The sequence below is a fragment of the Caballeronia pedi genome, assembly GCF_001544915.2.
Lineage (GTDB): Bacteria > Pseudomonadota > Gammaproteobacteria > Burkholderiales > Burkholderiaceae > Caballeronia > Caballeronia pedi.
In genome coordinates this window covers 148,873-170,863 of the sequence record NZ_FCOE02000015.1, presented here as the reverse complement: position 1 = coordinate 170,863, position 21,991 = coordinate 148,873, and the positions used below count along the sequence as shown (strand labels likewise).

General features: G+C 63.5%; 23 protein-coding genes and 1 pseudogene. 20 read left to right on the top strand and 4 right to left on the bottom strand.

Annotated features, from left to right (window positions below):
• From sdhB to gltA, 3 genes and pseudogenes are all read left to right on the top strand, one after another.
• Positions 1 to 77, top strand: a pseudogene (sdhB, locus tag AWB80_RS43450) (succinate dehydrogenase iron-sulfur subunit); the annotation flags it as partial.
• A gap of 12 nt (positions 78 to 89) precedes the next feature.
• The gene (locus AWB80_RS22685; RefSeq protein ID WP_061176889.1) at positions 90 to 371 is read left to right on the top strand and encodes an FAD assembly factor SdhE; all 282 of its coding nucleotides are present in this window, start codon (positions 90 to 92) and stop codon (positions 369 to 371) included.
• Between the two features lie 136 nt (positions 372 to 507).
• Positions 508 to 1,809 carry a citrate synthase gene (gltA, locus tag AWB80_RS22680; RefSeq protein WP_061176888.1) on the top strand — a complete coding sequence of 434 codons (1,302 nt, stop codon included), beginning with the start codon at positions 508 to 510 and terminating at the stop codon, positions 1,807 to 1,809.
• Positions 1,810 to 1,884: 75 nt separating this feature from the next.
• Here the strand turns inward: gltA and AWB80_RS22675 are convergent, their stop codons facing one another.
• Both AWB80_RS22675 and AWB80_RS22670 read right to left on the bottom strand, forming a co-directional pair.
• Positions 1,885 to 2,205: a type II toxin-antitoxin system PemK/MazF family toxin gene (locus AWB80_RS22675; RefSeq protein ID WP_061176887.1), complete on the bottom strand. Its 321-nt coding sequence runs from the start codon at positions 2,203 to 2,205 to the stop codon at positions 1,885 to 1,887.
• Complete coding sequence (locus AWB80_RS22670; protein ID WP_061176904.1) at positions 2,199 to 2,447, bottom strand: AbrB/MazE/SpoVT family DNA-binding domain-containing protein; 249 nt, start codon at positions 2,445 to 2,447, stop codon at positions 2,199 to 2,201. Before AWB80_RS22670 ends, AWB80_RS22675 begins: the two co-directional genes overlap by 7 nt.
• Before the next feature lie 345 nt (positions 2,448 to 2,792).
• On the opposite strand from AWB80_RS22670, the gene leuC reads away from it, so the two are divergent.
• From leuC to AWB80_RS22590, 17 genes are all read left to right on the top strand, one after another.
• Positions 2,793 to 4,202, top strand: a complete 1,410-nt coding sequence (gene leuC, locus AWB80_RS22665; protein WP_061176886.1) for a 3-isopropylmalate dehydratase large subunit — start codon at positions 2,793 to 2,795, stop codon at positions 4,200 to 4,202.
• A 24-nt stretch (positions 4,203 to 4,226) separates the two neighbouring features.
• A complete protein-coding gene (gene leuD, locus AWB80_RS22660; protein WP_061176885.1) occupies positions 4,227 to 4,877 on the top strand; it encodes a 3-isopropylmalate dehydratase small subunit in 651 nt (216 codons plus the stop codon).
• Positions 4,878 to 4,905: 28 nt separating this feature from the next.
• A complete protein-coding gene (gene leuB / locus AWB80_RS22655) occupies positions 4,906 to 5,973 on the top strand; it encodes a 3-isopropylmalate dehydrogenase (protein ID WP_061176884.1) in 1,068 nt (355 codons plus the stop codon).
• A gap of 107 nt (positions 5,974 to 6,080) precedes the next feature.
• Positions 6,081 to 6,275: a hypothetical protein gene (locus AWB80_RS43445; RefSeq protein WP_143328128.1), complete on the top strand. Its 195-nt coding sequence runs from the start codon at positions 6,081 to 6,083 to the stop codon at positions 6,273 to 6,275.
• 82 nt (positions 6,276 to 6,357) lie between these two features.
• The gene (asd, locus tag AWB80_RS22650; RefSeq protein ID WP_061176883.1) at positions 6,358 to 7,479 is read left to right on the top strand and encodes an aspartate-semialdehyde dehydrogenase; all 1,122 of its coding nucleotides are present in this window, start codon (positions 6,358 to 6,360) and stop codon (positions 7,477 to 7,479) included.
• 150 nt (positions 7,480 to 7,629) lie between these two features.
• The gene (locus AWB80_RS22645; protein ID WP_061176882.1) at positions 7,630 to 9,651 is read left to right on the top strand and encodes a motility hub landmark protein FimV; all 2,022 of its coding nucleotides are present in this window, start codon (positions 7,630 to 7,632) and stop codon (positions 9,649 to 9,651) included.
• Positions 9,651 to 10,454, top strand: coding sequence for a tRNA pseudouridine(38-40) synthase TruA (gene truA / locus AWB80_RS22640; RefSeq protein WP_061176881.1), 804 nt, complete (start codon positions 9,651 to 9,653; stop codon positions 10,452 to 10,454). The genes AWB80_RS22645 and truA overlap by 1 nt, the downstream gene beginning before the upstream one ends.
• A complete protein-coding gene (locus AWB80_RS22635) occupies positions 10,451 to 11,119 on the top strand; it encodes a phosphoribosylanthranilate isomerase (RefSeq protein WP_061176880.1) in 669 nt (222 codons plus the stop codon). Before truA ends, AWB80_RS22635 begins: the two co-directional genes overlap by 4 nt.
• A gap of 49 nt (positions 11,120 to 11,168) precedes the next feature.
• Positions 11,169 to 12,362, top strand: a complete 1,194-nt coding sequence (gene trpB / locus AWB80_RS22630; RefSeq protein WP_061176903.1) for a tryptophan synthase subunit beta — start codon at positions 11,169 to 11,171, stop codon at positions 12,360 to 12,362.
• A gap of 11 nt (positions 12,363 to 12,373) precedes the next feature.
• On the top strand, positions 12,374 to 13,249 hold the full coding sequence (locus tag AWB80_RS22625) for a DNA-methyltransferase (RefSeq protein WP_061176879.1): 876 nt from the start codon (positions 12,374 to 12,376) through the stop codon (positions 13,247 to 13,249).
• A 72-nt stretch (positions 13,250 to 13,321) separates the two neighbouring features.
• Positions 13,322 to 14,125 carry a tryptophan synthase subunit alpha gene (gene trpA / locus AWB80_RS22620; RefSeq protein WP_061176878.1) on the top strand — a complete coding sequence of 268 codons (804 nt, stop codon included), beginning with the start codon at positions 13,322 to 13,324 and terminating at the stop codon, positions 14,123 to 14,125.
• Between the two features lie 70 nt (positions 14,126 to 14,195).
• A complete protein-coding gene (accD, locus tag AWB80_RS22615; protein WP_061176877.1) occupies positions 14,196 to 15,068 on the top strand; it encodes an acetyl-CoA carboxylase, carboxyltransferase subunit beta in 873 nt (290 codons plus the stop codon).
• A 79-nt stretch (positions 15,069 to 15,147) separates the two neighbouring features.
• Entirely contained in the window at positions 15,148 to 16,458 is a 1,311-nt protein-coding gene (gene folC / locus AWB80_RS22610) for a bifunctional tetrahydrofolate synthase/dihydrofolate synthase (protein WP_061176876.1), read from the top strand.
• 42 nt (positions 16,459 to 16,500) lie between these two features.
• Complete coding sequence (locus AWB80_RS22605) at positions 16,501 to 17,331, top strand: SPOR domain-containing protein (RefSeq protein WP_061176875.1); 831 nt, start codon at positions 16,501 to 16,503, stop codon at positions 17,329 to 17,331.
• Positions 17,332 to 17,340: 9 nt separating this feature from the next.
• Positions 17,341 to 17,874 carry a CvpA family protein gene (locus tag AWB80_RS22600; RefSeq protein ID WP_061176874.1) on the top strand — a complete coding sequence of 178 codons (534 nt, stop codon included), beginning with the start codon at positions 17,341 to 17,343 and terminating at the stop codon, positions 17,872 to 17,874.
• A gap of 143 nt (positions 17,875 to 18,017) precedes the next feature.
• Positions 18,018 to 19,565, top strand: coding sequence for an amidophosphoribosyltransferase (gene purF, locus AWB80_RS22595; protein ID WP_061176873.1), 1,548 nt, complete (start codon positions 18,018 to 18,020; stop codon positions 19,563 to 19,565).
• An 88-nt stretch (positions 19,566 to 19,653) separates the two neighbouring features.
• A complete protein-coding gene (locus AWB80_RS22590; protein WP_061176872.1) occupies positions 19,654 to 20,841 on the top strand; it encodes an O-succinylhomoserine sulfhydrylase in 1,188 nt (395 codons plus the stop codon).
• Here AWB80_RS22590 and AWB80_RS22585 read toward each other — a convergent pair.
• Both AWB80_RS22585 and AWB80_RS22580 read right to left on the bottom strand, forming a co-directional pair.
• Positions 20,838 to 21,614: a helix-turn-helix transcriptional regulator gene (locus tag AWB80_RS22585; RefSeq protein WP_061176871.1), complete on the bottom strand. Its 777-nt coding sequence runs from the start codon at positions 21,612 to 21,614 to the stop codon at positions 20,838 to 20,840. The two genes, AWB80_RS22590 and AWB80_RS22585, sit on opposite strands and share 4 nt — an antisense overlap.
• Positions 21,615 to 21,625: 11 nt before the next feature.
• Positions 21,626 to 21,967 carry an FKBP-type peptidyl-prolyl cis-trans isomerase gene (locus AWB80_RS22580; protein ID WP_040049973.1) on the bottom strand — a complete coding sequence of 114 codons (342 nt, stop codon included), beginning with the start codon at positions 21,965 to 21,967 and terminating at the stop codon, positions 21,626 to 21,628.
• Between the last annotated feature and the right edge of the window lie 24 nt (positions 21,968 to 21,991).

The following is a 21,991-nucleotide window of genomic DNA, read 5'->3' as shown; positions in this document are numbered from 1 at the left end:
ACGTGTGCCCCAAGGGGCTCAATCCGACCAAGGCGATCGGCAAGATCAAGGAATTGATGGTGCGACGGGCTGTCTGAGTGGGCAATGTGATGGTCGACAATCAAGACAACTCGCATCAGTCCGATCCCCTTCGCCGGGCGCGCCTTCGTTGGCGCGCGCGGCGCGGCCTGCTGGAAAACGATCTGATCTTCGAGCGTTTCTTCAGCCGATATGAGCATGACCTCAGTGACGCCGACGTGGCCGCGTTGACCCGTCTGCTGGAACTGAGCGACAACGAACTGATGGACTTGCTGCTGGCGCGCACGGAGCCTGAGGGCGACCTCGCGACGCCGGACGTGATCCGCTTGCTGGAAGTGCTGCGCACCGTGTGATTCCAGCAGGAATTCGCGGAATTTTGCAAAATACGCCTGTTGCAGTGCACACAGGCCGATCGAACAGTTTTGCCGCGCAGCTTCCGTCGTGCAAATTATCGAAAACCTGTATCCATACTTCGATTGAGGATGTGCTATGACCCCGTCAGATGTTAAAGCCACGCTATCGTTCAGCGACAACTCGCCGAGCGTCGAAATGCCGATCTACAAGGGCACGATGGGCCCGGACGTGATCGACATCCGCAAGTTGTACGGTCAGACCGGCAAGTTCACGTATGACCCGGGCTTCATGTCGACGGCGGCGTGCAATTCCGCGATCACGTACATCGACGGCGACAAGGGCGAGCTGCTGTATCGCGGCTACCCGATCGAGCAGTTGGCCGTGAATGCCGACTTCCTCGAGACCTGCTATCTGCTCCTGAAGGGCGAACTGCCGAACGAAGCGCAGAACAAGGAATTCGTGGACACGGTCACGCGTCACACGATGGTGCACGAACAGATGCACTTCTTCTTCCGCGGCTTCCGTCGCGACGCGCACCCGATGGCCGTGCTGACGGCTGCGGTGGGCGCGCTGTCGGCGTTCTATCACGACTCGCTGAACATCAACGATCCGCGTCACCGTGAAGTGTCGGCCATTCGCATGATCGCGAAGCTGCCGACGCTGGTCGCAATGGCGTACAAGTTCAGCATCGGCCAGCCGTTCGTGTATCCGAAGAACGAACTGTCGTACAGCGCGAACTTCATGCACATGATGTTCGCGAACCCGTGCGAAGAGTACAAGGTCAACGACGTGCTCGTGCGCGCGCTCGACCGTATCCTGATTCTGCACGCGGACCACGAGCAGAACGCGTCGACGTCTACCGTGCGTCTCGCCGGTTCGTCGGGCGCGAACCCGTTCGCGTGTATCGCGGCAGGTATCGCGTGTCTGTGGGGCCCGGCGCACGGCGGCGCGAACGAAGCCGCGCTGAACATGCTGGAAGAGATCGGCTCGGTCGACAACATTCCCGAGTTCATCAAGCAGGTGAAGGATAAGAACTCGGGCGTGAAGCTGATGGGCTTCGGTCACCGCGTGTACAAGAACTACGACCCGCGCGCGAAGCTGATGCGCGAGACGTGTCACGAAGTGCTCGAAGAGCTCGGCCTGCACGACGACCCGCTCTTCAAGCTCGCGATGGAACTCGAAAAGATCGCGCTGGAAGACGAATACTTCGTGTCGCGCAAGCTGTATCCGAATGTCGACTTCTACTCGGGCATCGTGCAGCGCGCGCTGGGCATCCCGACGTCGATGTTCACGTGTATCTTCGCGATGGCGCGTACCGTTGGCTGGATCGCGCAGTGGAATGAAATGATTGCGGACCCCGAACAGAAGATTGGCCGTCCGCGTCAGTTGTTCATCGGACAGACGGCGCGTGAAGTGAAGCCGCTCGCGAAGCGTTAAGCTGATTCACGGCTTCAGGTAGGTGTGAAGGCCCCGGCGGGTGATTGCCGGGGCTTTTTGTTTTTTGAGGCTTATCTAGACGGCAAACACTTCTTGCAGCGCGTGCAGCGCGTCTGACAGCGTCTTGTCGGCCAGGGCGCCTTCCTTCCTGACGAGCCGCATCTTGTCCACAGTGCGGATCTGATCCAGAAGGACGAGTCCTTCCTTTCGCTTGAACGATACGGAAATTCGGTAGGGAGCCGAGGCGCCTTTCGAAGTCATCGGCGCGACGATGACCGTGCGCAAGTGGTCGTGCATTTCCGGCGGAGAAACTACCACGCAGGGCCGAGTTTTCTGAATCTCACTGCCCAAGGTAGGATCGAGCGCCACAAGCCAAATGTCGCCGCGCGCTACCATTCGAGCTCCGAATCATCGTCGTTGGCGAACTCACCCATCACCAGCTTGTCATCCCCGCTCGCGGCAATCGACTTGCTTGCCTCAGCCCAGCCTTCGCGGACCCTGCTGCGGGGTCGACGCAGCACGATAGCATCGTCTTCGACGTTCATTTCTACTTCGTTCTCCAGACCCAGTTGCGCCAGAAACGGCTTGGGTATGAGCACCCCTTGCGAGTTGCCCATTTTCCGGATGGTGGTTTTCATGAGATCGATCATGGTTGTTCGTGTAATTACAATGTTATTACCAGTAGGGAAGTGTCGTCAATAGATGCTCGGTCGCGGGCATCGGGTCGTCAACCAACGATACGACGCCACTCGAGCGTGGAGCAGTCAACCAAATGGGCTAAGCCAGTTGTGCGAAGGGATGCCTTCTCGATGGCCGCTCCCCATCCGGGTAGTCTTTATCCGGGTACTGTAGCCACTACGCAAACCACTGTTTTTATTAGCTTTTTTCGTAGCCTAGTACTACCCGGGCGCCCCTTGACGGTGGCATAATCGACTCACAAGTGGTCAACCCATCCCCCGCAGTCACCTACGAAAGCGCTCACCATGGCACAGACTCTCTACGACAAACTGTGGAACACGCACGTGATCCACACGGAAGAGGACGGCACGTCGATCCTCTACATCGATCGTCACCTGCTGCATGAAGTGACGAGCCCGCAGGCGTTCGAGGGCCTGAAGCTGGCCGAGCGCCCGGTGTGGCGCATCAGTGCGAATCTGGCGGTGTCCGACCACAACGTCCCGACCACCGACCGCTCGCACGGCATCGCCGATCCGGTCTCCAAGCTGCAGGTCGATACGCTCGATAAAAATTGCGACGCCTTCGGCATCACGCAGTTCAAGATGAACGATCTGCGCCAGGGCATCGTGCACATCATCGGGCCGGAACAGGGCGCGACGCTGCCGGGCATGACCATCGTCTGCGGCGACTCGCATACGTCCACGCACGGCGCGTTCGGCGCGCTCGCGCATGGCATCGGCACGTCGGAAGTGGAGCACGTGCTCGCCACGCAGACGCTCCTGCAAAAGAAGAGCAAGAACATGCTCGTCAAGGTCGAAGGCCCGTTGCCGCGCGGCTGCACCGCGAAGGACATCGTGCTGGCGATCATCGGCAAGATCGGCACGGCGGGCGGCACGGGTTACGCCATCGAATTCGGCGGCGCGACCATCCGCGCCCTGTCGATGGAAGGCCGCATGACGGTCTGCAACATGGCGATCGAAGCAGGCGCGCGCGCCGGCATGGTCGCCGTGGACGACACCACCATCAATTACCTGAAAGACCGTCCGTACTCGCCGCAGGGCGTCGAGTGGAATCAGGCGGTCGAATACTGGCGCCAGTTCAAGTCGGACCCGGATGCGCAGTTCGATCGCGTCGTCGAACTGAACGCTGCCGAAATCGTGCCGCAAGTGACGTGGGGCACGTCGCCGGAAATGGTCACGTCGATCGATGGCCGCGTGCCCGATCCCGAGAAGGAAAAGGACCCGGTCAAGCGCGACGCGATGGAGCGCGCGCTGACCTATATGGCGCTGCAACCGAATACGCCTATCGAATCCATCAAGCCGGACAAGATCTTCATCGGCTCGTGCACCAATGCGCGTATCGAGGACTTGCGCGCGGCCGCGTACGTCGTGAAGTCGCTGGGCAAGCGCGTTGCGTCGAACATTCGTCTCGCGATGGTCGTGCCGGGCTCGGGTCTCGTGAAGGCGCAAGCCGAGCACGAAGGCCTCGACAAGATCTTCACGAACGCCGGTTTCGAATGGCGCGAGCCGGGCTGCTCGATGTGCCTCGCGATGAACGCGGACCGGCTGGATCCGGGCGAGCGTTGCGCCTCGACGTCGAACCGCAACTTCGAAGGCCGTCAGGGCGCGGGCGGTCGCACGCACCTCGTGAGCCCCGCAATGGCCGCCGCCGCCGCGATCGAAGGCCACTTCGTCGACGTGCGCAAGCTCGCGTGATCAACCGGGATACAGAGAAAGGTCATGGAAAAATTCATTGTGCATAGCGGCCTCGTCGCGCCGCTGGATCGCGAGAACGTCGACACGGACGCGATCATCCCGAAGCAGTTCCTGAAGTCGATCAAGCGCACCGGCTTCGGCCCGAATGCGTTCGACGAATGGCGTTATCTCGATGTCGGCGAGCCGGGCCAGGACAACAGCAAGCGTCCGCTGAATCCGGATTTCGTGCTGAACCAGCCGCGTTATAAGGGCGCATCCGTGCTGCTAACGCGCAAGAACTTCGGTTGCGGCAGCTCGCGCGAACACGCGCCCTGGGCGCTGGATCAGTACGGCTTTCGCGCGATCATCGCGCCGAGTTTCGCTGACATTTTCTACAACAACTGCTTCAAGAACGGCCTGCTGCCAGTCGTCCTTACGGAGCAGCAAGTCGACAAGCTGTTCAACGAAACGTACGCGTTCGTCGGCTTCCAGCTGACGATCGACCTCGAAGCGCAAGTCGTGCGTACGGGCGACGGCACCGAATACGCGTTCGAAGTGCCGGGCTTTCGCAAATACTGTCTGCTGAACGGCTTCGACGATATCGGCCTCACGCTGCGTCACGCGGACAAGATCAGGCAATACGAAGCCGAGCGGCTCGCGAAGCAGCCGTGGCTGAATAACCGGCTCGTCGGATAAATCGATTCACGAACAGAAGGAAGAGACGATGAAGATTGCAGTGTTGCCCGGCGACGGGATCGGTCCGGAAATCACCGCCGAAGCGGTCAAGATCCTGAACGCGCTCGGCGAAAAGTTCGAGCTGGAAGAAGCGCCCGTCGGCGGCGCGGGCTACGAGGCGAAGGGCCATCCGCTGCCGGATTCGACGCTGGCGCTCGCGAAAGAAGCCGATGCGATCCTGTTCGGCGCGGTCGGCGACTGGAAGTACGACAAGCTCGAACGCGCGCTGCGTCCGGAGCAGGCGATTCTCGGCCTGCGCAAGCATCTGCAGCTTTTCGCGAACTTCCGTCCGGCGATCTGCTATCCGCAACTGACGGGCGCGTCGTCGCTGAAGCCGGAGATCGTGTCGGGTCTCGACATTCTCATCGTCCGCGAACTGAACGGCGACATCTACTTCGGCGCGCCGCGCGGCCTGCGTGAAGCGCCGGACGGTCCGTTCGAAGGCGCGAAGGAAGGTTTCGACACGATGCGCTATTCGGAGCCCGAAGTGCGCCGCATCGCGCACGTCGCGTTTCAGGCGGCGCAGAAGCGCCAGAAGAAGCTGACGAGCGTCGACAAGGCCAACGTGCTCGAAACGTCGCAACTGTGGCGCGACACGATGATCGACGTCGCGAAGGAATATCCGGACGTCGAGCTGTCGCACATGTACGTCGACAACGCCGCGATGCAGTTGGTGAAGGCGCCCAAGGCGTTCGACGTCGTCGTGACCGGCAACATGTTCGGCGACATCCTGTCCGATGAAGCCGCGATGCTGACCGGTTCCATCGGCATGCTGCCGTCGGCGTCGCTCGACAAGAACAACAAGGGCTTGTACGAGCCGTCGCACGGCTCCGCGCCGGACATCGCGGGCAAGGGCGTGGCCAATCCGCTCGCGACCATCCTCTCCGCCGCGATGATGCTGCGCTATTCGCTCGGCAAGACCGAGCAGGCCGATCGTATCGAAAGCGCGGTCAAGAAGGTGCTGGAGCAGGGCTATCGCACCGGCGATATCGCCACGGCGGACGGCAAGGTCGTCGGCACGAAGGAAATGGGCGACGCGGTGCTGAAGGCGCTGTAAGCACCGAAAGGACGATCGGCCGTTGCAGGCAAAAGCGCGGCCGATCGTCTCTTTTTACCGATGTTCGCGCACGATCCGCACGATTTTCATACGCGTGCCGCAAGCGCGTGACGAAAACATCGGGTTATCGTGTATATTCTTTGGTCATGGCGAAGAACTCTCAATTCTCTCTGGATTCCATCGGACGCGGCTCAAATGTCGTCGCGACGGAACTCGCCATCATCACGCGCATCGATGCGGTCACACGCGTCCTGAAAACGCGCATTACGAAAATCTCCATCAAAGCGATCACGATTCGCTGATCGTCCCTCGTGTCCGAGCGTCTTCCCCGCGCGGCCACGCCGGGTAAAGATGCGGGGAAGCGTCCACTAGGAAAGGTTAGTCATGAACGTAGGTCTCGTTGGTTGGCGCGGCATGGTCGGCAGCGTCCTGATGCAACGCATGCAGCAGGAAGGCGATTTCGACTTGATCGAACCGGTGTTCTTCAGCACCAGCAATGCGGGCGGCAACGCGCCGTCGTTCGCCAAGAACGAGACAAAGCTCAAAGACGCGACGAGCATCGACGACCTGAAAAAGTGCGACGCCATCATCACTTGCCAGGGCGGCGACTACACCAACGAGGTGTATCCGAAGCTGCGCGCGGCGGGCTGGAAGGGCTACTGGATCGACGCGGCCTCGGCGCTGCGCATGAAGGACGACGCCGTCATCATCCTCGATCCGGTGAACCTGGACGTCATCAAGGATTCGCTCGTGAAGGGCGGTCGTGACTTCATCGGCGGCAACTGCACGGTCAGCCTGATGCTGATGGCGCTCGGCGGCCTGTTCCGCGAGAACCTCGTCGAATGGACGACGGCGATGACCTATCAGGCTGCCTCGGGCGCGGGCGCGCAGAACATGCGCGAACTGCTCCAGCAGATGGGCGTGCTCTACGGTTCGGCGAAGGAAGATCTGGCGGACCCGTCGTCGGCGATTCTCGACATCGATCGCCGCGTGCTCGCCGCGATGAACGGCGAGCGCATGCCCGTCGACAACTTCGGCGTGCCGCTCGCGGGCTCGCTGATTCCGTGGATCGACAAGGATCTCGGCAACGGCATGTCGAAGGAAGAGTGGAAGGGCGGCGCGGAAACCAACAAGATTCTCGGCAAGCCGGCCATGGGCGCGCCGGGCTCGATTCCCGTCGATGGCCTCTGCGTGCGTATCGGCGCGATGCGCTGCCACTCGCAGGCGCTCACCATCAAGCTCACGAAGGACGTGCCGCTGGACGAAGTGCACGGCATTCTCGCATCGGCGAACGACTGGGTGAAGGTCGTGCCGAACGAGCGCGAAGCGTCGATTCGCGATCTGTCGCCGGCGGTCGTCACGGGCACGCTGGCGGTGCCGGTCGGCCGTCTGCGCAAGCTGGCGATGGGCGGCGAATACCTGTCGGCATTTACTGTCGGCGATCAACTGTTGTGGGGCGCGGCCGAACCGCTGCGCCGCATGCTGCGCATTCTGCTCGACAAGTAAAGTAAACTACGCGCCTGGAAGCGCGTGCCAGCACGGAAAGCGTCGCGTTTCTCGCGGCGCTTTTTGTTTTTGTGCCGTTTTATTGCAATTCTGTGTCTGTCTGACTGTTTTCGCCGTATGTTTCAATTTTCCGCCGTACCCGGAGCCTCAATGATCCAACGACCTCGCCGGTCTCTCCTTTCGTCATCGCGTGCGGCGCTCGCCGCGACAAGTTTCGCCGTATGCGCGATGTTCTGGGCGAATCCCGGCGACGCGCTCGCCCAGGCAAGCAACGCGGCGGCGACGCCGGGCGCGACAGGGCAGACCTACGCGGTCAAGCCGGGGCAGTCGCTGAGCGATATCGCCGGCGAACTCACCGGATCGAAGGACCGCGACGTTCGGGCGCGAGCGGCGCGTGCGCTGTTCGACGCCAATCCGAACGCGTTCGGAAATCACGATATCAACAAGCTAAAGCTCGGCGCGGTGCTGAACGTGCCGGCCGATCTGGGCGGCGCGAAGGCTGCGGCTCCCGCTTCCGCGCCCGCCGAGACGCCCGCTCCTGCGCCCGCTCCGGAGGCGGCGCCCGCGTCCGAGAGCGCAGCGCCTGCATCGGCCATCGAGCCGCCAGCGAGTGCGCCTGCGGAAGTCGCGTCAGCGCCGGAGCCTCAACCCGAAGCCGCGTCTGCGACGCAGGTCCCGGCGAGCGCGCCAGTCATCACGGCGCCCGCGAGCACGGGTCATGGCGGCGTGGCGGCCGCGACGATCGGCCTGACGCCGTTCATCGTCGCGATCGTGATCGTGGTGATCGGCGTCCTGCTGGTCAGGATGCGCCGCCGTAAGCGGCCTGCGACAGCGAGCGGCGACCTGGATCGCACACCGCGAACGTTCTCCAGTCTCGAAGAAGCGCAAGCCGATGCAAACGCGCGCAACGAAGCGCTTCGCAAAGCGCGCGCGGCCGAGGCGGCAGGTGCGGCCGTGAGCGCCGAAGCCGCGCAGGCCGGGCACGATCGATCCGGTGCGGCTGCGGCGGCGAGCATCGACAACGCGGACGCGACGGCGAAGCCCGCCGTCGAACCGGCTCGCGATGAACCATTCGCGCCCGTCGCGCCCGCGGCACGACACTCCGACTTCGTTCCGCCCTTGCCCGAAGCCCCCGCAGGCGACGCCGACGCGCACGAGCAGCACCTGCGCGAAATCGAGGCGCGTGAAGCGGCTCGTGTCGAAGCCGAGAAATGGGAACACGAGGAACGCGAGGCCGCGGCACGTCAGGCGGCCGCGCACGAAGCGGAGGAGCGTGAGATCCGCGCACGCGAAGCCGCCGCGCGGGAGGCGCTCGCGCACGAAATGGCTGCCCGTGAAGCGGAGCAGCGCGAGGCCGAAATGCGTCAGGTGACCGAGCGCGAGGAGCAGTCGCGCGACGCCGCCGCACGCGAGATCATCGCGCGCGAGGCCGAGCTGCGTGAATTGCAGGCGCGCGCCGCTGATGAACAGGCCGCCGAACAGCGTGCAGCCGAGCAACGCGAGATTGAGGAACTGGCCGCGCGCGAAGCGGAGGAGTCCGGCATTGCGCCCGACGAGGAGCCGGCGGTCGCGCATCGCTTTCCGATGCCGAAGTTTCCGCAGGACGCGATTCAGGCGCTGGGCTCCCTCGAGATGGAACTGCCGCCGCGCATGGAACTGACGATCAAGCCGCCCGCGATTACGGAACCGGCCACGCTGACTTCGCCGCCGGCTGACCTTGCCCCGCCGCCGGGGGAAACACATCCGAAAGCGTTGCAGCAGGTGCCGTCCGTCACGCAGCCGATCGAGCAGGCGCCGTTCCTTCCGCAGCCGGTGGCACGGCCCGACCCGGCGCAGCAGCCGCAATCGCAGGTGCAGTCCGTCGTCTCGCAGATCGAAGCGGGCACGGCCGGCGCGGCGTCGGTAGCGGGCCTCGGCGCGACGCGATTCGCTCCGCTGAGCCTCGACTTCGATTTCGGCGCGGCGTCGAGCACCACCGAGCCGCTTCCCGCTCTCACGGTCGCGCAACTAGCGACGATCGCGCGCAACAAACTCGAACTGGCCGCCGAATACATCGAGTTGGGCGATCTTTCGGGCGCGCGCACGTTGTTGCAGGAAGTGATCGAATCGAACGATCCGGCGACGCGTCAGCAGGCCGCCACGCTCCTGTCGACGCTCGCGCCGCATTCCTGATGCGTATTGCACTGGGCGTTCAGTACGACGGTTCGGCGTTTTGCGGCTGGCAGTCGCAGCCGCATGGCAAGACGGTCCAGAACGAGCTGGAGCGCGCGCTCGCCGAGTTCGGCCAGACGCCGCTTCAGACGGTCGTCGCAGGCCGCACGGACACGGGCGTGCACGGGCTCGGTCAGGTCGTCCATTTCGACACCGATCTCGATCGCACCGCGTTCTCGTGGGTACGCGGCACGAACGCGTTCCTGCCGGATACGGTCGCGGTGCAATGGGCGAAGCCGATGCCCGACGACTTTCACGCGCGCTTCGCGGCCTTCGAGCGGACCTATTACTACGTCCTCTACGTCAATCCGGTGCGTTCGCCGATGCTGTCAAGACGCGCGGGCTGGGTCCATACCCCGCTCGACGTCGGCGCGATGCGCGATGCGGTCGCGTGTCTGATCGGCGAGCACGATTTTTCGTCGTTTCGCGCGGCGGATTGCCAGTCGAAAACGCCGGTGAAGCATCTCTTTCAGATCGATGTGCGCGCGCAGGGCGACTTCATCCACTTCCGCTTTCGCGCCAACGCGTTCCTGCATCACATGGTGCGCAACCTGATGGGATGTTTCGTCGCGATCGGGCGAGGCCGTCATCCGGCTTCCTGGATGGCCGAGGTCCTCGCCGCCCGCGACCGCCGCGCCGCCGCGCCGACCTTCATGCCCGACGGGCTGTATCTGGCCGAGGTCGGCTATCCTGATCACTTCGCGGTGCCGCCGCCGCACATCGCCAGCATGCCCTGGAGCGCCGTCTGGGCCGAGCCGACATGACCGAACGAGATTTGCATCGCACCCGCATCAAGTTGTGCGGGTTGTCGCGCGTCGAGGACGTGCAGCACGCCGTCGCGCTCGGCGCGGACGCCGTGGGCTTCGTGTTCTATCCGCCGAGTCCGCGCTCGGTGAGCGTCGCGCAGGCGGTCGAGCTGGCGCGCCAGGTGCCGCCGCTTGTGTCGGCGGTCGGGCTTTTCGTGAATGCGACGCCCGAGTGGATTCGCGAAGTCACGTCGAACGTGCCGCTTTCCCTGCTGCAATTCCACGGCGACGAAACCCCGGAGCAATGCGAGGAACTCGCGGCAATTGCGGGTTTATCCTATTGGCGCGCAGTGCGAATTGGGGCTGATGCGTCTACAAGCCATTTGATAGAATCGTCTTTCAAGTTCAAAGCCGCAGGCGGTCTTCTGCTCGACGCTCTCGTCGAGGGCTTCGGCGGCGGTGGAAAGGTATTCGATTGGTCACTTATCCCAACAGATCTCGGGCATCGGGCCGTTTTGAGTGGTGGGTTGAACGCGCAAAACGTCAGTGACGCCATTCGGCGTGTGCGCCCGTACGCGGTCGATGTCTCGAGCGGCATCGAAGTGCCGGGCGCCAAGGGCGTGAAAGATCCCGCCCGAATGGCGGCATTCGTGCGCGCGGTGCGCGCAGCGGATGCCGGGTGAATCGAACGCGGGCCGCGCTGCCGGTCCGCGGAACCGAGAGAGTGACGCAATGTACAACTTGCCAGACGAAAGAGGCCATTTCGGCCAATATGGAGGCGTGTTCGTCTCCGAAACGCTCATCCACGCGCTCGACGAACTGCGCGTCGCGTATGAAGCGGCTCAAAAAGATCCTGAATTCATCGCCGAATACGAGTACGAGCTCAAGCACTACGTGGGCCGTCCGTCGCCGATCTATCACGCGAAGCGCTGGAGCGAGATGCTCGGCGGCGCGCAGCTTTATCTGAAGCGCGAGGACCTGAATCACACCGGCGCGCACAAGGTGAACAACGTGATCGGCCAGGCGCTGCTCGCCCGCAAGATGGGCAAGCCGCGCGTGATCGCGGAAACCGGCGCGGGTCAGCACGGCGTGGCGACGGCGACGATCGCTGCCCGCTTCGGCATGGAATGCGTGGTCTACATGGGCGTGGAGGACGTGCGTCGTCAGGCGGCTAATGTTTATCGCATGAAGCTGCTCGGCGCGACGGTCGTGCCGGTCGAATCCGGTTCGAAGACGCTCAAGGACGCGCTCAACGAAGCCATGCGCGACTGGGTGACGAACGTCGAGAACACGTTCTACATCATCGGTACGGTGGCGGGTCCGCATCCCTATCCGATGATGGTGCGCGACTTCCAGCGCGTGATTGGCGACGAATGCCGCGTGCAGATGCCGGAAATGACCGGTCGCCAGCCGGACGCTGTGATCGCCTGCGTGGGCGGCGGATCGAATGCGATGGGCATCTTTTATCCGTATATCGAAGACAAAGACGTCAGGTTGATCGGCGTCGAGGCGGCCGGCGACGGCATTGATACGGGCCGTCATGCGGCATCGCTGATGGGCGGCAGTCCTGGCGTGCTGCACGGCAACCGCACGTATCTGCTTCAGGACGAGAACGGGCAGATCATCGAGACGCATTCGGTGTCGGCCGGTCTCGACTATCCGGGCGTCGGACCCGAGCACGCGTGGCTGAAGGACGCGGGGCGCGCGGAATACGTCGGCATCACCGATGACGAAGCGCTCAAGGCGTTCCACGACTGCTGCCGCATCGAGGGCATCATCCCGGCGCTGGAGTCGAGTCACGCGCTCGCCTACGGCGCTAAGCTCGCGAAGACGCTGCCGCGCGACAAGGTGCTGCTCGTCAACCTGTCGGGCCGGGGCGACAAGGACATGCACACGGTCGCCGAGCGATCGGGCATCCAGTTCTGAGCGCCTGATACATGCGCACCGTCATCGACGAGCCCTTGTCCGCCGGCGCTCTGCAGGGCACCGGCAACGACATCCGCAACCGCGATTTCCTGGCCGATGCCGCGAACATTCCCGACGCCTCGATCGATCTGATCGTCGCGGACCCGCCCTACGGTCTGGGCAAGGATTACGGGAACGACTCGGACATGCTGTCCGGCGACGCTTTTCTTGAGTGGACGTTTCGCTGGCTCGATCTGGCGATCCCGAAACTCAAGCCGAGCGGCTCGCTGTACATCTTCTGCACCTGGCAATATTCGCCCGAACTGTTCGTGTTCCTGAAGCGTCGTCTTCTGATGATCAACGAGATCGTCTGGGACCGGCGTGTGCCGAGCATGGGTGGAACGACACGGAAATTCACGTCAGTGCACGACAACATCGGCTATTTTGCGGTATCGAAGGATTACTACTTCGATCTCGATCCGGTGCGCATTCCCTACGACGCAGAGACGAAAAAGGCGCGTTCGCGCAAGATTTTCGAAGGCAGCAAGTGGCTGGAGCTCGGCTACAACCCGAAAGACGTCTGGTCGGTGTCGCGTCTGCACAGGCAACACGCGGAACGCGTGGATCATCCCACGCAAAAGCCGCTGGAAATCGTCGAGCGCATGGTGCTCGCGAGTTGTCCACAGAGCGGCCGCGTGCTCGACCCATTCATGGGCAGCGGCACTACAGGCGTCGCGTGCGCGCGTCACGGGCGGCAGTTCATCGGTTACGAGATCAACGCGGACTACTGCGCGATTGCGGAAAGCCGCGTCGCGCAAGCAAGGGCCGCGCGAGTCGAGCCTGAAGACGCCGTTCGCACGCGCCCCAAGACGCTGCTGGCCAACGACATCGCTCAAGCCGCCGAATAGCGCCTTTTCGTTGCTGATCGCGTCAGATGCGAACAGAAGCATCGACGCTAACGAACGTTCAAGAGAATTCTCATGTCCCGTATCAAGCATACTTTTGCGGCCCTCGCCGCGCAGGGAAAGAAAGGTCTGATTCCGTTCATCACGGCGGGCGACCCGAATCCGGAGCAGACGGTCGAGTTCATGCACGCGCTGGCGAAGGGCGGCGCGGATGTCATCGAACTGGGCGTGCCATTTTCCGATCCGATGGCCGATGGCCCCGTCATCCAGCGCTCGTCCGAGCGCGCGCTCGCGCGTGGCGTGACGCTGAAAAGCGTGCTCGCCGACGTCGCGCGTTTCCGCCAGACCGACGACAAAACCCCCGTCGTGCTGATGGGCTATGCGAATCCGATCGAGCGCATGGGCGCCGATGCGTTCGCGAAAGCCGCGCAGCAAGCGGGCGTCGACGGCGTGCTGGTGGTCGATTACCCGCCCGAGGAAGCGATCGAATTCGGCGAGAAAATGCGCGCAGCCAGCATCGATCCGATCTTTCTGCTCGCCCCGACATCGACGGACGATCGCGTCGCGGCGGTCGGCAAGATCGCGAGCGGCTATGTCTACTACGTATCGCTGAAGGGCGTGACCGGCGCGGCAAATCTGGACGTTTCCAGCATCGCGAGTAAAATCCCGGCCATCAAGTCGCATGTGCCGCTGCCGGTTGGCGTCGGTTTCGGCATTCGTGATGCCCAAACCGCGCGCGCCGTCGCCGATGTCGCGGACGCCGTCGTCATCGGCAGCCGCCTCGTGCAACTGCTCGAAGAGGCGAAACCGGACGCCGCGGCTGCATCGCTGACGAGCTTCATCGCCGAAATTCGTCAGGCGCTCGACGCCGCACAGTAAAATACGCGCCGCCGCGGGCCGTCCGATTCGGGCGTGCGCCGCGCGGCAACCGATCAGTCAAGGAAAAACGATGAGCTGGCTCGACAAACTGCTGCCGCCGAAGATCAAGCAAACCGATCCCAAAAGCCGCAAGGGCATTCCCGAGGGCCTGTGGGTGAAGTGTCCGGCGTGCGAGGCGGTGCTGTATCGCAACGACGTCGAGGCGAATCTGCACGTCTGCCCGAAGTGCAGCCATCACATGCGCATCGGCGCGCGCGAGCGGCTCGACCGCCTGCTCGATCCGGAAGGCCGTTATGAAATCGGCCAGGAAGTCGTGCCGGTCGACGCGCTCAAGTTCAAGGACAGCCGCAAGTATCCGGACCGCATCAAGGAAGCGATGGAGGATACCGACGAGACCGACGCGATGGTCGTCATGGGCGGCGCGATTCATACGATTCCGTGCGTCGTCGCGTGTTTCGAGTTCTCGTTCATGGGCGGCTCGATGGGCTCGGTGGTCGGCGAGCGCTTCGTGCGCGGCGCGCGTAACGCGATCGAGCAGAATGTGCCGTTCATCTGCTTCACGGCTTCGGGCGGCGCGCGCATGCAGGAAAGCCTGCTTTCGCTGATGCAGATGGCCAAGACCACTGCCTTGCTGACGAGACTCTCGGACGCGAAGCTGCCGTTCATCTCCGTGCTCACCGACCCGACGATGGGCGGCGTGTCCGCGAGCTTTGCGTTCCTCGGCGACGTCGTGATCGCCGAGCCGAAGGCGCTGATCGGCTTCGCTGGCCCCCGCGTGATCGAGCAGACCGTGCGCGAAAAGCTGCCGGAAGGTTTCCAGCGCGCCGAATTCCTGATGACGAAGGGCGCGATCGACATGATCGTGGATCGCCGCAAGATGCGCGAAGAACTGGCCCAGTTGATGGCGCTCATGACGCGGCAACCCGCCGATTCCGTCGCCTGAGTTGCTGATTTAGCAGCGCCGCGCCGCGCGAGAGCCCTACGGTTTTCGCGCGGCGTTTTGCTTTTCTCCGATCTCGAAAATGAACACTTTCCCCACTCTCGACGCCTGGCTCGCCCATCTGGAAGCGGCGCATCCGGTCGGCATCGACATGGGCCTCGCGCGCATCGGCAAGGTGAAGGACGCGCTCGGCCTGCATTTCGACTGTCCGGTCATCACGGTCGGCGGCACGAATGGCAAGGGCTCGACGTGCGCGATCATCGAAACGATTCTGCTGCGTGCGGGCTATCGCGTCGGCTGCCATACCTCGCCGCATCTGCTGTCGTTCAATGAGCGTGCGCGTATCGACGGCGCCGAAGCCAGCGACGCCGAGTTGCTCGAGCATTTCGAGGCGGTGGAAAAGGCGCGCGCGAGCCTGCCGGAGCCGGTTTCGCTGACCTATTTCGAATTCACGACGCTCGCGATCCTGCATCTGTTCGCCTCGCGCGGACTCGATGCGGTGATTTTGGAAGTGGGGCTGGGCGGGCGTCTGGACGCCGTGAATATCGTCGATACGGACTGCGCGGTGATCACGAGCATCGATATCGACCATACGGACTATCTCGGCGATACGCGCGAGAAGATCGGTTTCGAGAAAGCGGGCATCTTCCGGTCCGGCAAGCCCGCCGTGTGCGGCGATCCTTCGCCGCCGCAGAGTCTCATCGACCACGCCGGGGCGGTCGGCGCGGACCTGTGGCTCGTCGGACGCGATTTTCGTTACGAAGCGCAGCCGGGCAACGAGCGCCAGCAATGGAGCTATATCGGACGCGAGCAGCGGCGCTCGGCGCTGGCCTATCCGGCGCTGCGCGGCGCGAACCAGCTGATCAATACATCGGCGGCGCTGGCGGCGCTCGAAGCGTTGCGTGCCCGCCTGCCGGTCTCGGCGCAGGACATTCGTCTCGGCCTCGCCAATGTCGAGTTGCCGGGCCGTTTTCAGGTGCTGCCGGGCAAGCCGCAGATCATTCTCGACGTGGCGCACAATCCTCACGCCGCCGCTGTTTTGTCGCAGAATCTCGGCAACATGGGCTATTTTCCGTACACGTACGCGGTGTTCGGCGCGATGGGAGACAAGGATATCGAGGGCGTCGTGAATCAGTTGAAGGGCGAGATCGATCACTGGAACGTCACCGCGCTGCCGACGCCGCGCGCCGCTTCGGCGGAGCAACTGGAGCACGCATTGCGCGATGCCGGTGTCAACGATGGCCCCGACAGTAGCGTTTTCCGTTTTGAAACCCCGGCCGCGGCTTTTCAAGATGCCTTAGGCCGTGCCTCCGAAAATGATAGAATCTTGGTCTTCGGCAGTTTCTACACGGTAGCCGGCGTCATGGCCTACCGTAAGTCGCAGCATCACTGAGCAGCATCACCCAGACGGTCGGCCGTCAGCACCAAGCGATACATGGGACTCTTCTCGTTCGGCAAGAAAGACGACTCCGGTCGCGACGCATCCTCCGATTCCTCACGCGGCTCGCGTCACACCGTCCGCACGGAACGCCGCACGCGCAGATCCGACCGTAGCGAGCGCACCGACACCGACGCGATGATGCTCGATCCCACCTTGCCCGAAAAGCAACGCGCGCGCCGCAGGCTCGTCGGCGCAGTCGCGCTGGTGCTGGCCGCGGTCATCGTTTTGCCGATGGTGCTGGATTCGCGCCCGAAGCCCGTCACCGACGATATTTCCATCGATATTCCCAATCGCCCGGCGCCTGCCGCGAAGCAGTCGCGCGACGCGAACGACGCGGACACGCAGGCCGGTGTCGCGCACGAAGCGCCGGCGGGCGGGTCGGGCAGCGTCGCCGCTGGCGTGACGCAACCGCAGGCAGCAGCACCGGCCGCGACGGCGCAGGCGAAGCCGGAATCGAAGGAACAGCCGAAACCGGAAGCGAAACCCGCCGTCGCTGCGCCTCAAAACACCAAGCCGCAAGCGGCACCGCCCTCGGACGACACCACCGCCAACGCAGGCACCGCGAACACGCCGTCGTCGCCGGCCGGCAGCCGCTTCGTGCTGCAGATCGGCCAGTTCGACGATGAAACCGCCGCGCAGAACTGGGTCAACAAGTTGAAGTCCGCGGGCGTGCCCGCATATCTCGAACATCGCAAGCAGTCGGACGGCGCGACCAAGTCGCTGCTGCGCGCGGGTCCGTTCCCGGATCGCGCGGCGGCGCAGGCAGCGCTCGTGAAGGTGCGCCAGGCCGGCCTGGGCGGCGGCACCCGGTCGACATCGAACTAAGCAGGCTCGATGTTCACCGCTTTCGACTACGCCGTGATGGCCGTGATCGGCCTGTCCGCGCTGCGCGGCATGTGGCGTGGCCTGCTGGCCGAGGCGTTCGGGCTGGTCGGCTGGATCGCGGCCATTCTGATCGCCGGGCGCTTCGTCGGGCTCGTCGTGCCCTATATTCCGGCGACTTGGCCGGGCGGCGCGCTCACGCAATGGCTCGTGGCGTTCCTGCTGGTGGTCGCGGCGGTGCTGCTGGTGTCGAGCGTGCTGTCGTCGCTATTGACGCGCATCACCGAAGTGACCGGCCTGCGCGGCGTGGATCGCTCGTTGGGCTTGCTGTTCGGCCTCGTGAGAGGCGCTATATTGGTAGTGATACTGGTCGCGCTGGCTGGCTTGACCGAACTGCCGCAAAAGGATTTTTGGCGCAATGCGCTGCTGAGGCCGATGGCCGAGCAAGGCGTGCGCGAATTGAAACCGCTGCTCCCCGATACGCTCGCCGCGTATGTGCATGTCGCTCCTCAACCGAGCGGACTGGCGCCAGACGCCGCACAATAGACGAACGGCCAGCTACACGAGGAACGCGCGACGGCTCGAAGACGCTTCGACCCGGCCACGTCACGGCCAAATATCGAGAGAAGCGTCGATGAGATCCGGGCAACGCCTTGTCTACCCGTTTCGACTCTTTGAAGGACCATGCCATGTGCGGCATCGTAGGTGTAGTTTCCCAAAGTCCCGTCAATCAGCTGATCTATGACAGCCTGCTTCTGCTCCAGCATCGCGGACAGGACGCGGCGGGCATCGCCACGGCGGACGGCAACAACTTCCACATGCATAAGGCCAACGGCATGGTGCGCGACGTGTTCCGCACGCGCAACATGCGCAGCCTGCCGGGCAACGTCGGCATCGGCCAGGTGCGTTATCCGACCGCCGGTTCCGCGTCGAGCGAGGAAGAAGCCCAGCCGTTCTACGTGAATGCGCCGTTCGGCATCATCCTCGCGCACAACGGCAATCTGACGAACTGGATGCAGCTGAAGGACGAGATGTTCCGCATCGACCGCCGGCACATCAATACCGCATCCGATACCGAAGTGCTCCTCAACGTGTTCGCGCACGAACTGCAGCTCGCCAGCTCGGGTCTGCAACTCGACGCCGCCGCGCTTTGGAAAGCGGTCGCGGGCGTGCATCGCCGCGTCAGGGGTTCGTATGCGATCGTCTCGCTGATCGCGGGCTACGGGCTCGTCGCGTTCCGCGATCCGTTCGGCATCCGCCCGCTCGTGCTCGGCAAGCAGGAAACGGCGACGGGCGTCGAGTGGATGGTCGCGTCGGAATCGGTGGCGATCGAGGGCATCGGCTTCGAGTTCGTGCGCGATGTCGAGCCGGGCGAAGCGATCTTCATCGACGCCGAAGGCAACCTGCACAGCCATCAATGCGCCGAGAAGCCGGAACTCAATCCCTGCATCTTCGAGCTCGTGTATCTCGCACGTCCGGACTCCTGCCTCGACGGCGTGCCGGTCTACAACGCGCGTCTGCGCATGGGCGATTACCTCGCCGAGAAGATCAAGCGCGTGCTGCCCGACGTGCCGATCGACGTCGTAATGCCGATTCCCGATTCGTCGCGCCCCGCCGCGATGCAGGTGGCGGCGAAGCTCGGCGTCGAGTACCGCGAGGGCTTCTTCAAGAACCGTTACGTGGGCCGCACCTTCATCATGCCGGGTCAGGCGGTGCGCAAGAAATCGGTGCGCCAGAAGCTGAACGCGATGGGCATCGAGTTCAAGGGCAAGAACGTGCTGATCGTCGACGATTCGATCGTGCGCGGCACGACCTCGCATGAAATCGTGCAGATGGCGCGTGATGCCGGCGCGAGCAAGGTGATCTTCGCATCCGCCGCGCCGCCGGTGAAGTTCCCGAACGTGTACGGCATCGACATGCCGACGCGTGGCGAACTCGTCGCGCACGGCCGCAGCGATGACGAAGTCGCGCGCATGATCGGTGCGGACTATCTCGTCTATCAGGATGTGGAAGATCTGAAGAACGCGATCCGCGACATCAACCCGGCGCTGAAGGAATTCGAAGCATCGTGCTTCGACGGCAACTACATCACCGGCGATGTGACGACCGATTATCTCGATCGCATCGAAACCGCGCGTCTCGCGCCGCAATCGCAGTCGGATCGCGATGCGGCCAGCGATGCGCAGGACGGCGGCATGACGCGCTCACAGTTGCATCTGCAACTATCGGTCGAGTAAGTTTTCGGCGCTTCAAACGAGCCCGCTTTGTCTGCAAGGACCAAGCGGGCTTTTTTGCGCCGCGAGCCTGACAACAAGGGAGAAAAACATGGACGACCCATTCAACTTCGACACACTCGCCGTGCGCGCCGGCACCTTGCGTAGCGAATTCAACGAGCATAGCGAGGCGCTCTTTCTCACGTCGAGCTTCTGCTTTTCGAGCGCGGCGGAAGCAGCCGAGCGCTTCAAAAATGCCGAAGAAGCCTACACGTACTCGCGCTTCACCAATCCGACCGTGACGATGTTCCAGAACCGCCTCGCCGCGCTCGAAGGCGGCGAAGCGTGCATGGCGACGGCGTCGGGCATGTCGGCGATATTGTCGGTCGTGATGGCGTCGATGCAGCAGGGCGATCACATCGTCAGTTCGAAGAGCCTGTTCGGCTCGACGATCGGCATGTTCACGCAGATCTTCCCGAAGTTCGGCATCACGACGACGTTCGTCGATCCGACCAGGCCCGACGAATGGCAAGCCGCCGTGACGCCCGCGACGAAGATGTTCTTTCTGGAGACGCCATCGAATCCGCTGACGGAAATCGCGGACATCGAAGCGATCGCGAAGACCGCGAAGCACAACGGCGCGCTCTTCGTCGTCGACAACTGCTTCTGCAGTCCGGCCTTGCAGCAGCCGCTGAAACTCGGCGCGGACGTCGTGATGCATTCGGCCACGAAGTTTCTCGACGGCCAGGGCCGCGTGCTCGGCGGCGCGCTCGTCGGCTCGAAACGCTTCATCATGGAGACGGTGTTTCCGTTCGTGCGCAGCGCCGGTCCGACGATGTCCGCCTTCAACGCATGGGTGTTGTTGAAGGGCATGGAAACGCTCGCGCTGCGCGTGGAGAAGCAGTCGGCGAATGCGCTGGAGATCGCGCGCTGGCTCGAAGCGCATCCGGCCGTGAATCGTGTGTTTTATCCGGGGCTCGAATCGCATCCGCAACATGCCATCGCGATGAAGCAGCAGAAGGCGGGCGGCGCGATCGTATCGTTCGAACTGAAGGGCGAGACGCAGGAACAGCAGCGCGCGAACGCCTGGCGCGTGATCGATGGTACGAAGCTTTGTTCGATCACCGGCAATCTCGGCGATACGCGCACGACGATCACGCATCCTTCGACGACGACGCACGGACGCCTTGCCGTCGAAGTGCGCGAGGCGGCGGGCATACGCGAAGGATTGATTCGTCTTGCCGTGGGTCTCGAAGATCCGGCGGACATACGCGCCGATCTGGGGCGTGGGCTGGGTTAGACGCCGCGCGGCGATCTGAACCCGCCATTGCGCCATTGCCCCGGCGAAATGCCGAAGCGTTTCGAAAACGCGTGAGTGAACGCGCTCTGATCCGCGAAGCCGACATCGAGCGCGATATCGGTAAGCGACGTGCGCGGATCGGCCAGCAGCGTCAGCGCCGTATCGAGCCGCAGACGATGCAGGTAGCGATGCGGCGTCTCGCCGAACGCTTCGTTGAATAGCTGATGAAAGCGCCGCATGCCGAAGCCGCAATGCGCGGCGAGATCGGCGATACGCAGCGGCTCCGACAGATGCAGACGCAACCACCGGTCGATGCGCGCGAAGTCGAGACCACGCATCATGTCGATGGAATCGTCCGTGTCGTGCATCAGCGCGCCGCACAGATGCGCGGCCGCCTGCCATGCGACGCGGTCGGAGAGCGAAGCATCGCCGAAACGGGCATGACGGGCGACGTCGGCGACGGCCTGCGTGACGCGCGGATCGATCGCGATCGCGCGGGCCCGCGCGAAGTAGCGCTCGGGCACCGCGACGGACGTGGCGGGCAGATCGAGCACGAGCTGGCGGTTGTCGCCGTCGGCCCAGTAATCGTGGCGCGCGCCCGCCGGAATGATCCACGCGCCGCTGCAGTCGATACGCGCGCCGTTGCCATCGACGGCCATTTCCATCGATCCGTCGAGGCCGAGCACGATCTGATGAAAGTCGTGCACGTCCGACGCCTGCGCCGCTTCATAGCGGCGCAGCGAGACGGCAGGGCGATGCAGCGGCGCGCTCATGCCGTCGACGCTCAGACGTCCAGCAGTTCCACTTCGAACACGAGCGTGGCGTTCGGCGGAATCACGCCGCCCGCGCCGCGCGCGCCGTAACCGAGTTGCGGCGGAATCGTGAGACGGCGCACGCCGCCCACCTTCATGCCCTGCACGCCTTCGTCCCAGCCCTTGATGACCATGCCGCCGCCCAGCACGAATGCGAACGGGTCGTTGCGGTCCTTGCTCGAATCGAACTTCTGGCCATCCGTGAGCCAGCCCGTGTAGTGCACGCTGACCGTCTTGCCCGCGACGGCTTCGGCGCCTTCGCCAACGGTGACATCTTCGTACTTGAGACCGGAATCGGTCGTGACTGTCGACATGGTTGCTCCCTGGTTGCCCGGCGA

Coding starts and splice junctions, on each gene's coding strand:
- AWB80_RS22685 (WP_061176889.1), top strand. CDS start 90: ATGGTCGACAATCAAGACAACTCGCATCAGTCCGATCCCCTTCGCCGG.
- gltA (WP_061176888.1), top strand. CDS start 508: ATGACCCCGTCAGATGTTAAAGCCACGCTATCGTTCAGCGACAACTCG.
- AWB80_RS22675 (WP_061176887.1), bottom strand. CDS start 2,205: ATGGTAGCGCGCGGCGACATTTGGCTTGTGGCGCTCGATCCTACCTTG.
- AWB80_RS22670 (WP_061176904.1), bottom strand. CDS start 2,447: ATGAAAACCACCATCCGGAAAATGGGCAACTCGCAAGGGGTGCTCATA.
- leuC (WP_061176886.1), top strand. CDS start 2,793: ATGGCACAGACTCTCTACGACAAACTGTGGAACACGCACGTGATCCAC.
- leuD (WP_061176885.1), top strand. CDS start 4,227: ATGGAAAAATTCATTGTGCATAGCGGCCTCGTCGCGCCGCTGGATCGC.
- leuB (WP_061176884.1), top strand. CDS start 4,906: ATGAAGATTGCAGTGTTGCCCGGCGACGGGATCGGTCCGGAAATCACC.
- asd (WP_061176883.1), top strand. CDS start 6,358: ATGAACGTAGGTCTCGTTGGTTGGCGCGGCATGGTCGGCAGCGTCCTG.
- AWB80_RS22645 (WP_061176882.1), top strand. CDS start 7,630: ATGATCCAACGACCTCGCCGGTCTCTCCTTTCGTCATCGCGTGCGGCG.
- truA (WP_061176881.1), top strand. CDS start 9,651: ATGCGTATTGCACTGGGCGTTCAGTACGACGGTTCGGCGTTTTGCGGC.
- AWB80_RS22635 (WP_061176880.1), top strand. CDS start 10,451: ATGACCGAACGAGATTTGCATCGCACCCGCATCAAGTTGTGCGGGTTG.
- trpB (WP_061176903.1), top strand. CDS start 11,169: ATGTACAACTTGCCAGACGAAAGAGGCCATTTCGGCCAATATGGAGGC.
- AWB80_RS22625 (WP_061176879.1), top strand. CDS start 12,374: ATGCGCACCGTCATCGACGAGCCCTTGTCCGCCGGCGCTCTGCAGGGC.
- trpA (WP_061176878.1), top strand. CDS start 13,322: ATGTCCCGTATCAAGCATACTTTTGCGGCCCTCGCCGCGCAGGGAAAG.
- accD (WP_061176877.1), top strand. CDS start 14,196: ATGAGCTGGCTCGACAAACTGCTGCCGCCGAAGATCAAGCAAACCGAT.
- folC (WP_061176876.1), top strand. CDS start 15,148: ATGAACACTTTCCCCACTCTCGACGCCTGGCTCGCCCATCTGGAAGCG.
- AWB80_RS22605 (WP_061176875.1), top strand. CDS start 16,501: ATGGGACTCTTCTCGTTCGGCAAGAAAGACGACTCCGGTCGCGACGCA.
- AWB80_RS22600 (WP_061176874.1), top strand. CDS start 17,341: ATGTTCACCGCTTTCGACTACGCCGTGATGGCCGTGATCGGCCTGTCC.
- purF (WP_061176873.1), top strand. CDS start 18,018: ATGTGCGGCATCGTAGGTGTAGTTTCCCAAAGTCCCGTCAATCAGCTG.
- AWB80_RS22590 (WP_061176872.1), top strand. CDS start 19,654: ATGGACGACCCATTCAACTTCGACACACTCGCCGTGCGCGCCGGCACC.
- AWB80_RS22585 (WP_061176871.1), bottom strand. CDS start 21,614: ATGAGCGCGCCGCTGCATCGCCCTGCCGTCTCGCTGCGCCGCTATGAA.
- AWB80_RS22580 (WP_040049973.1), bottom strand. CDS start 21,967: ATGTCGACAGTCACGACCGATTCCGGTCTCAAGTACGAAGATGTCACC.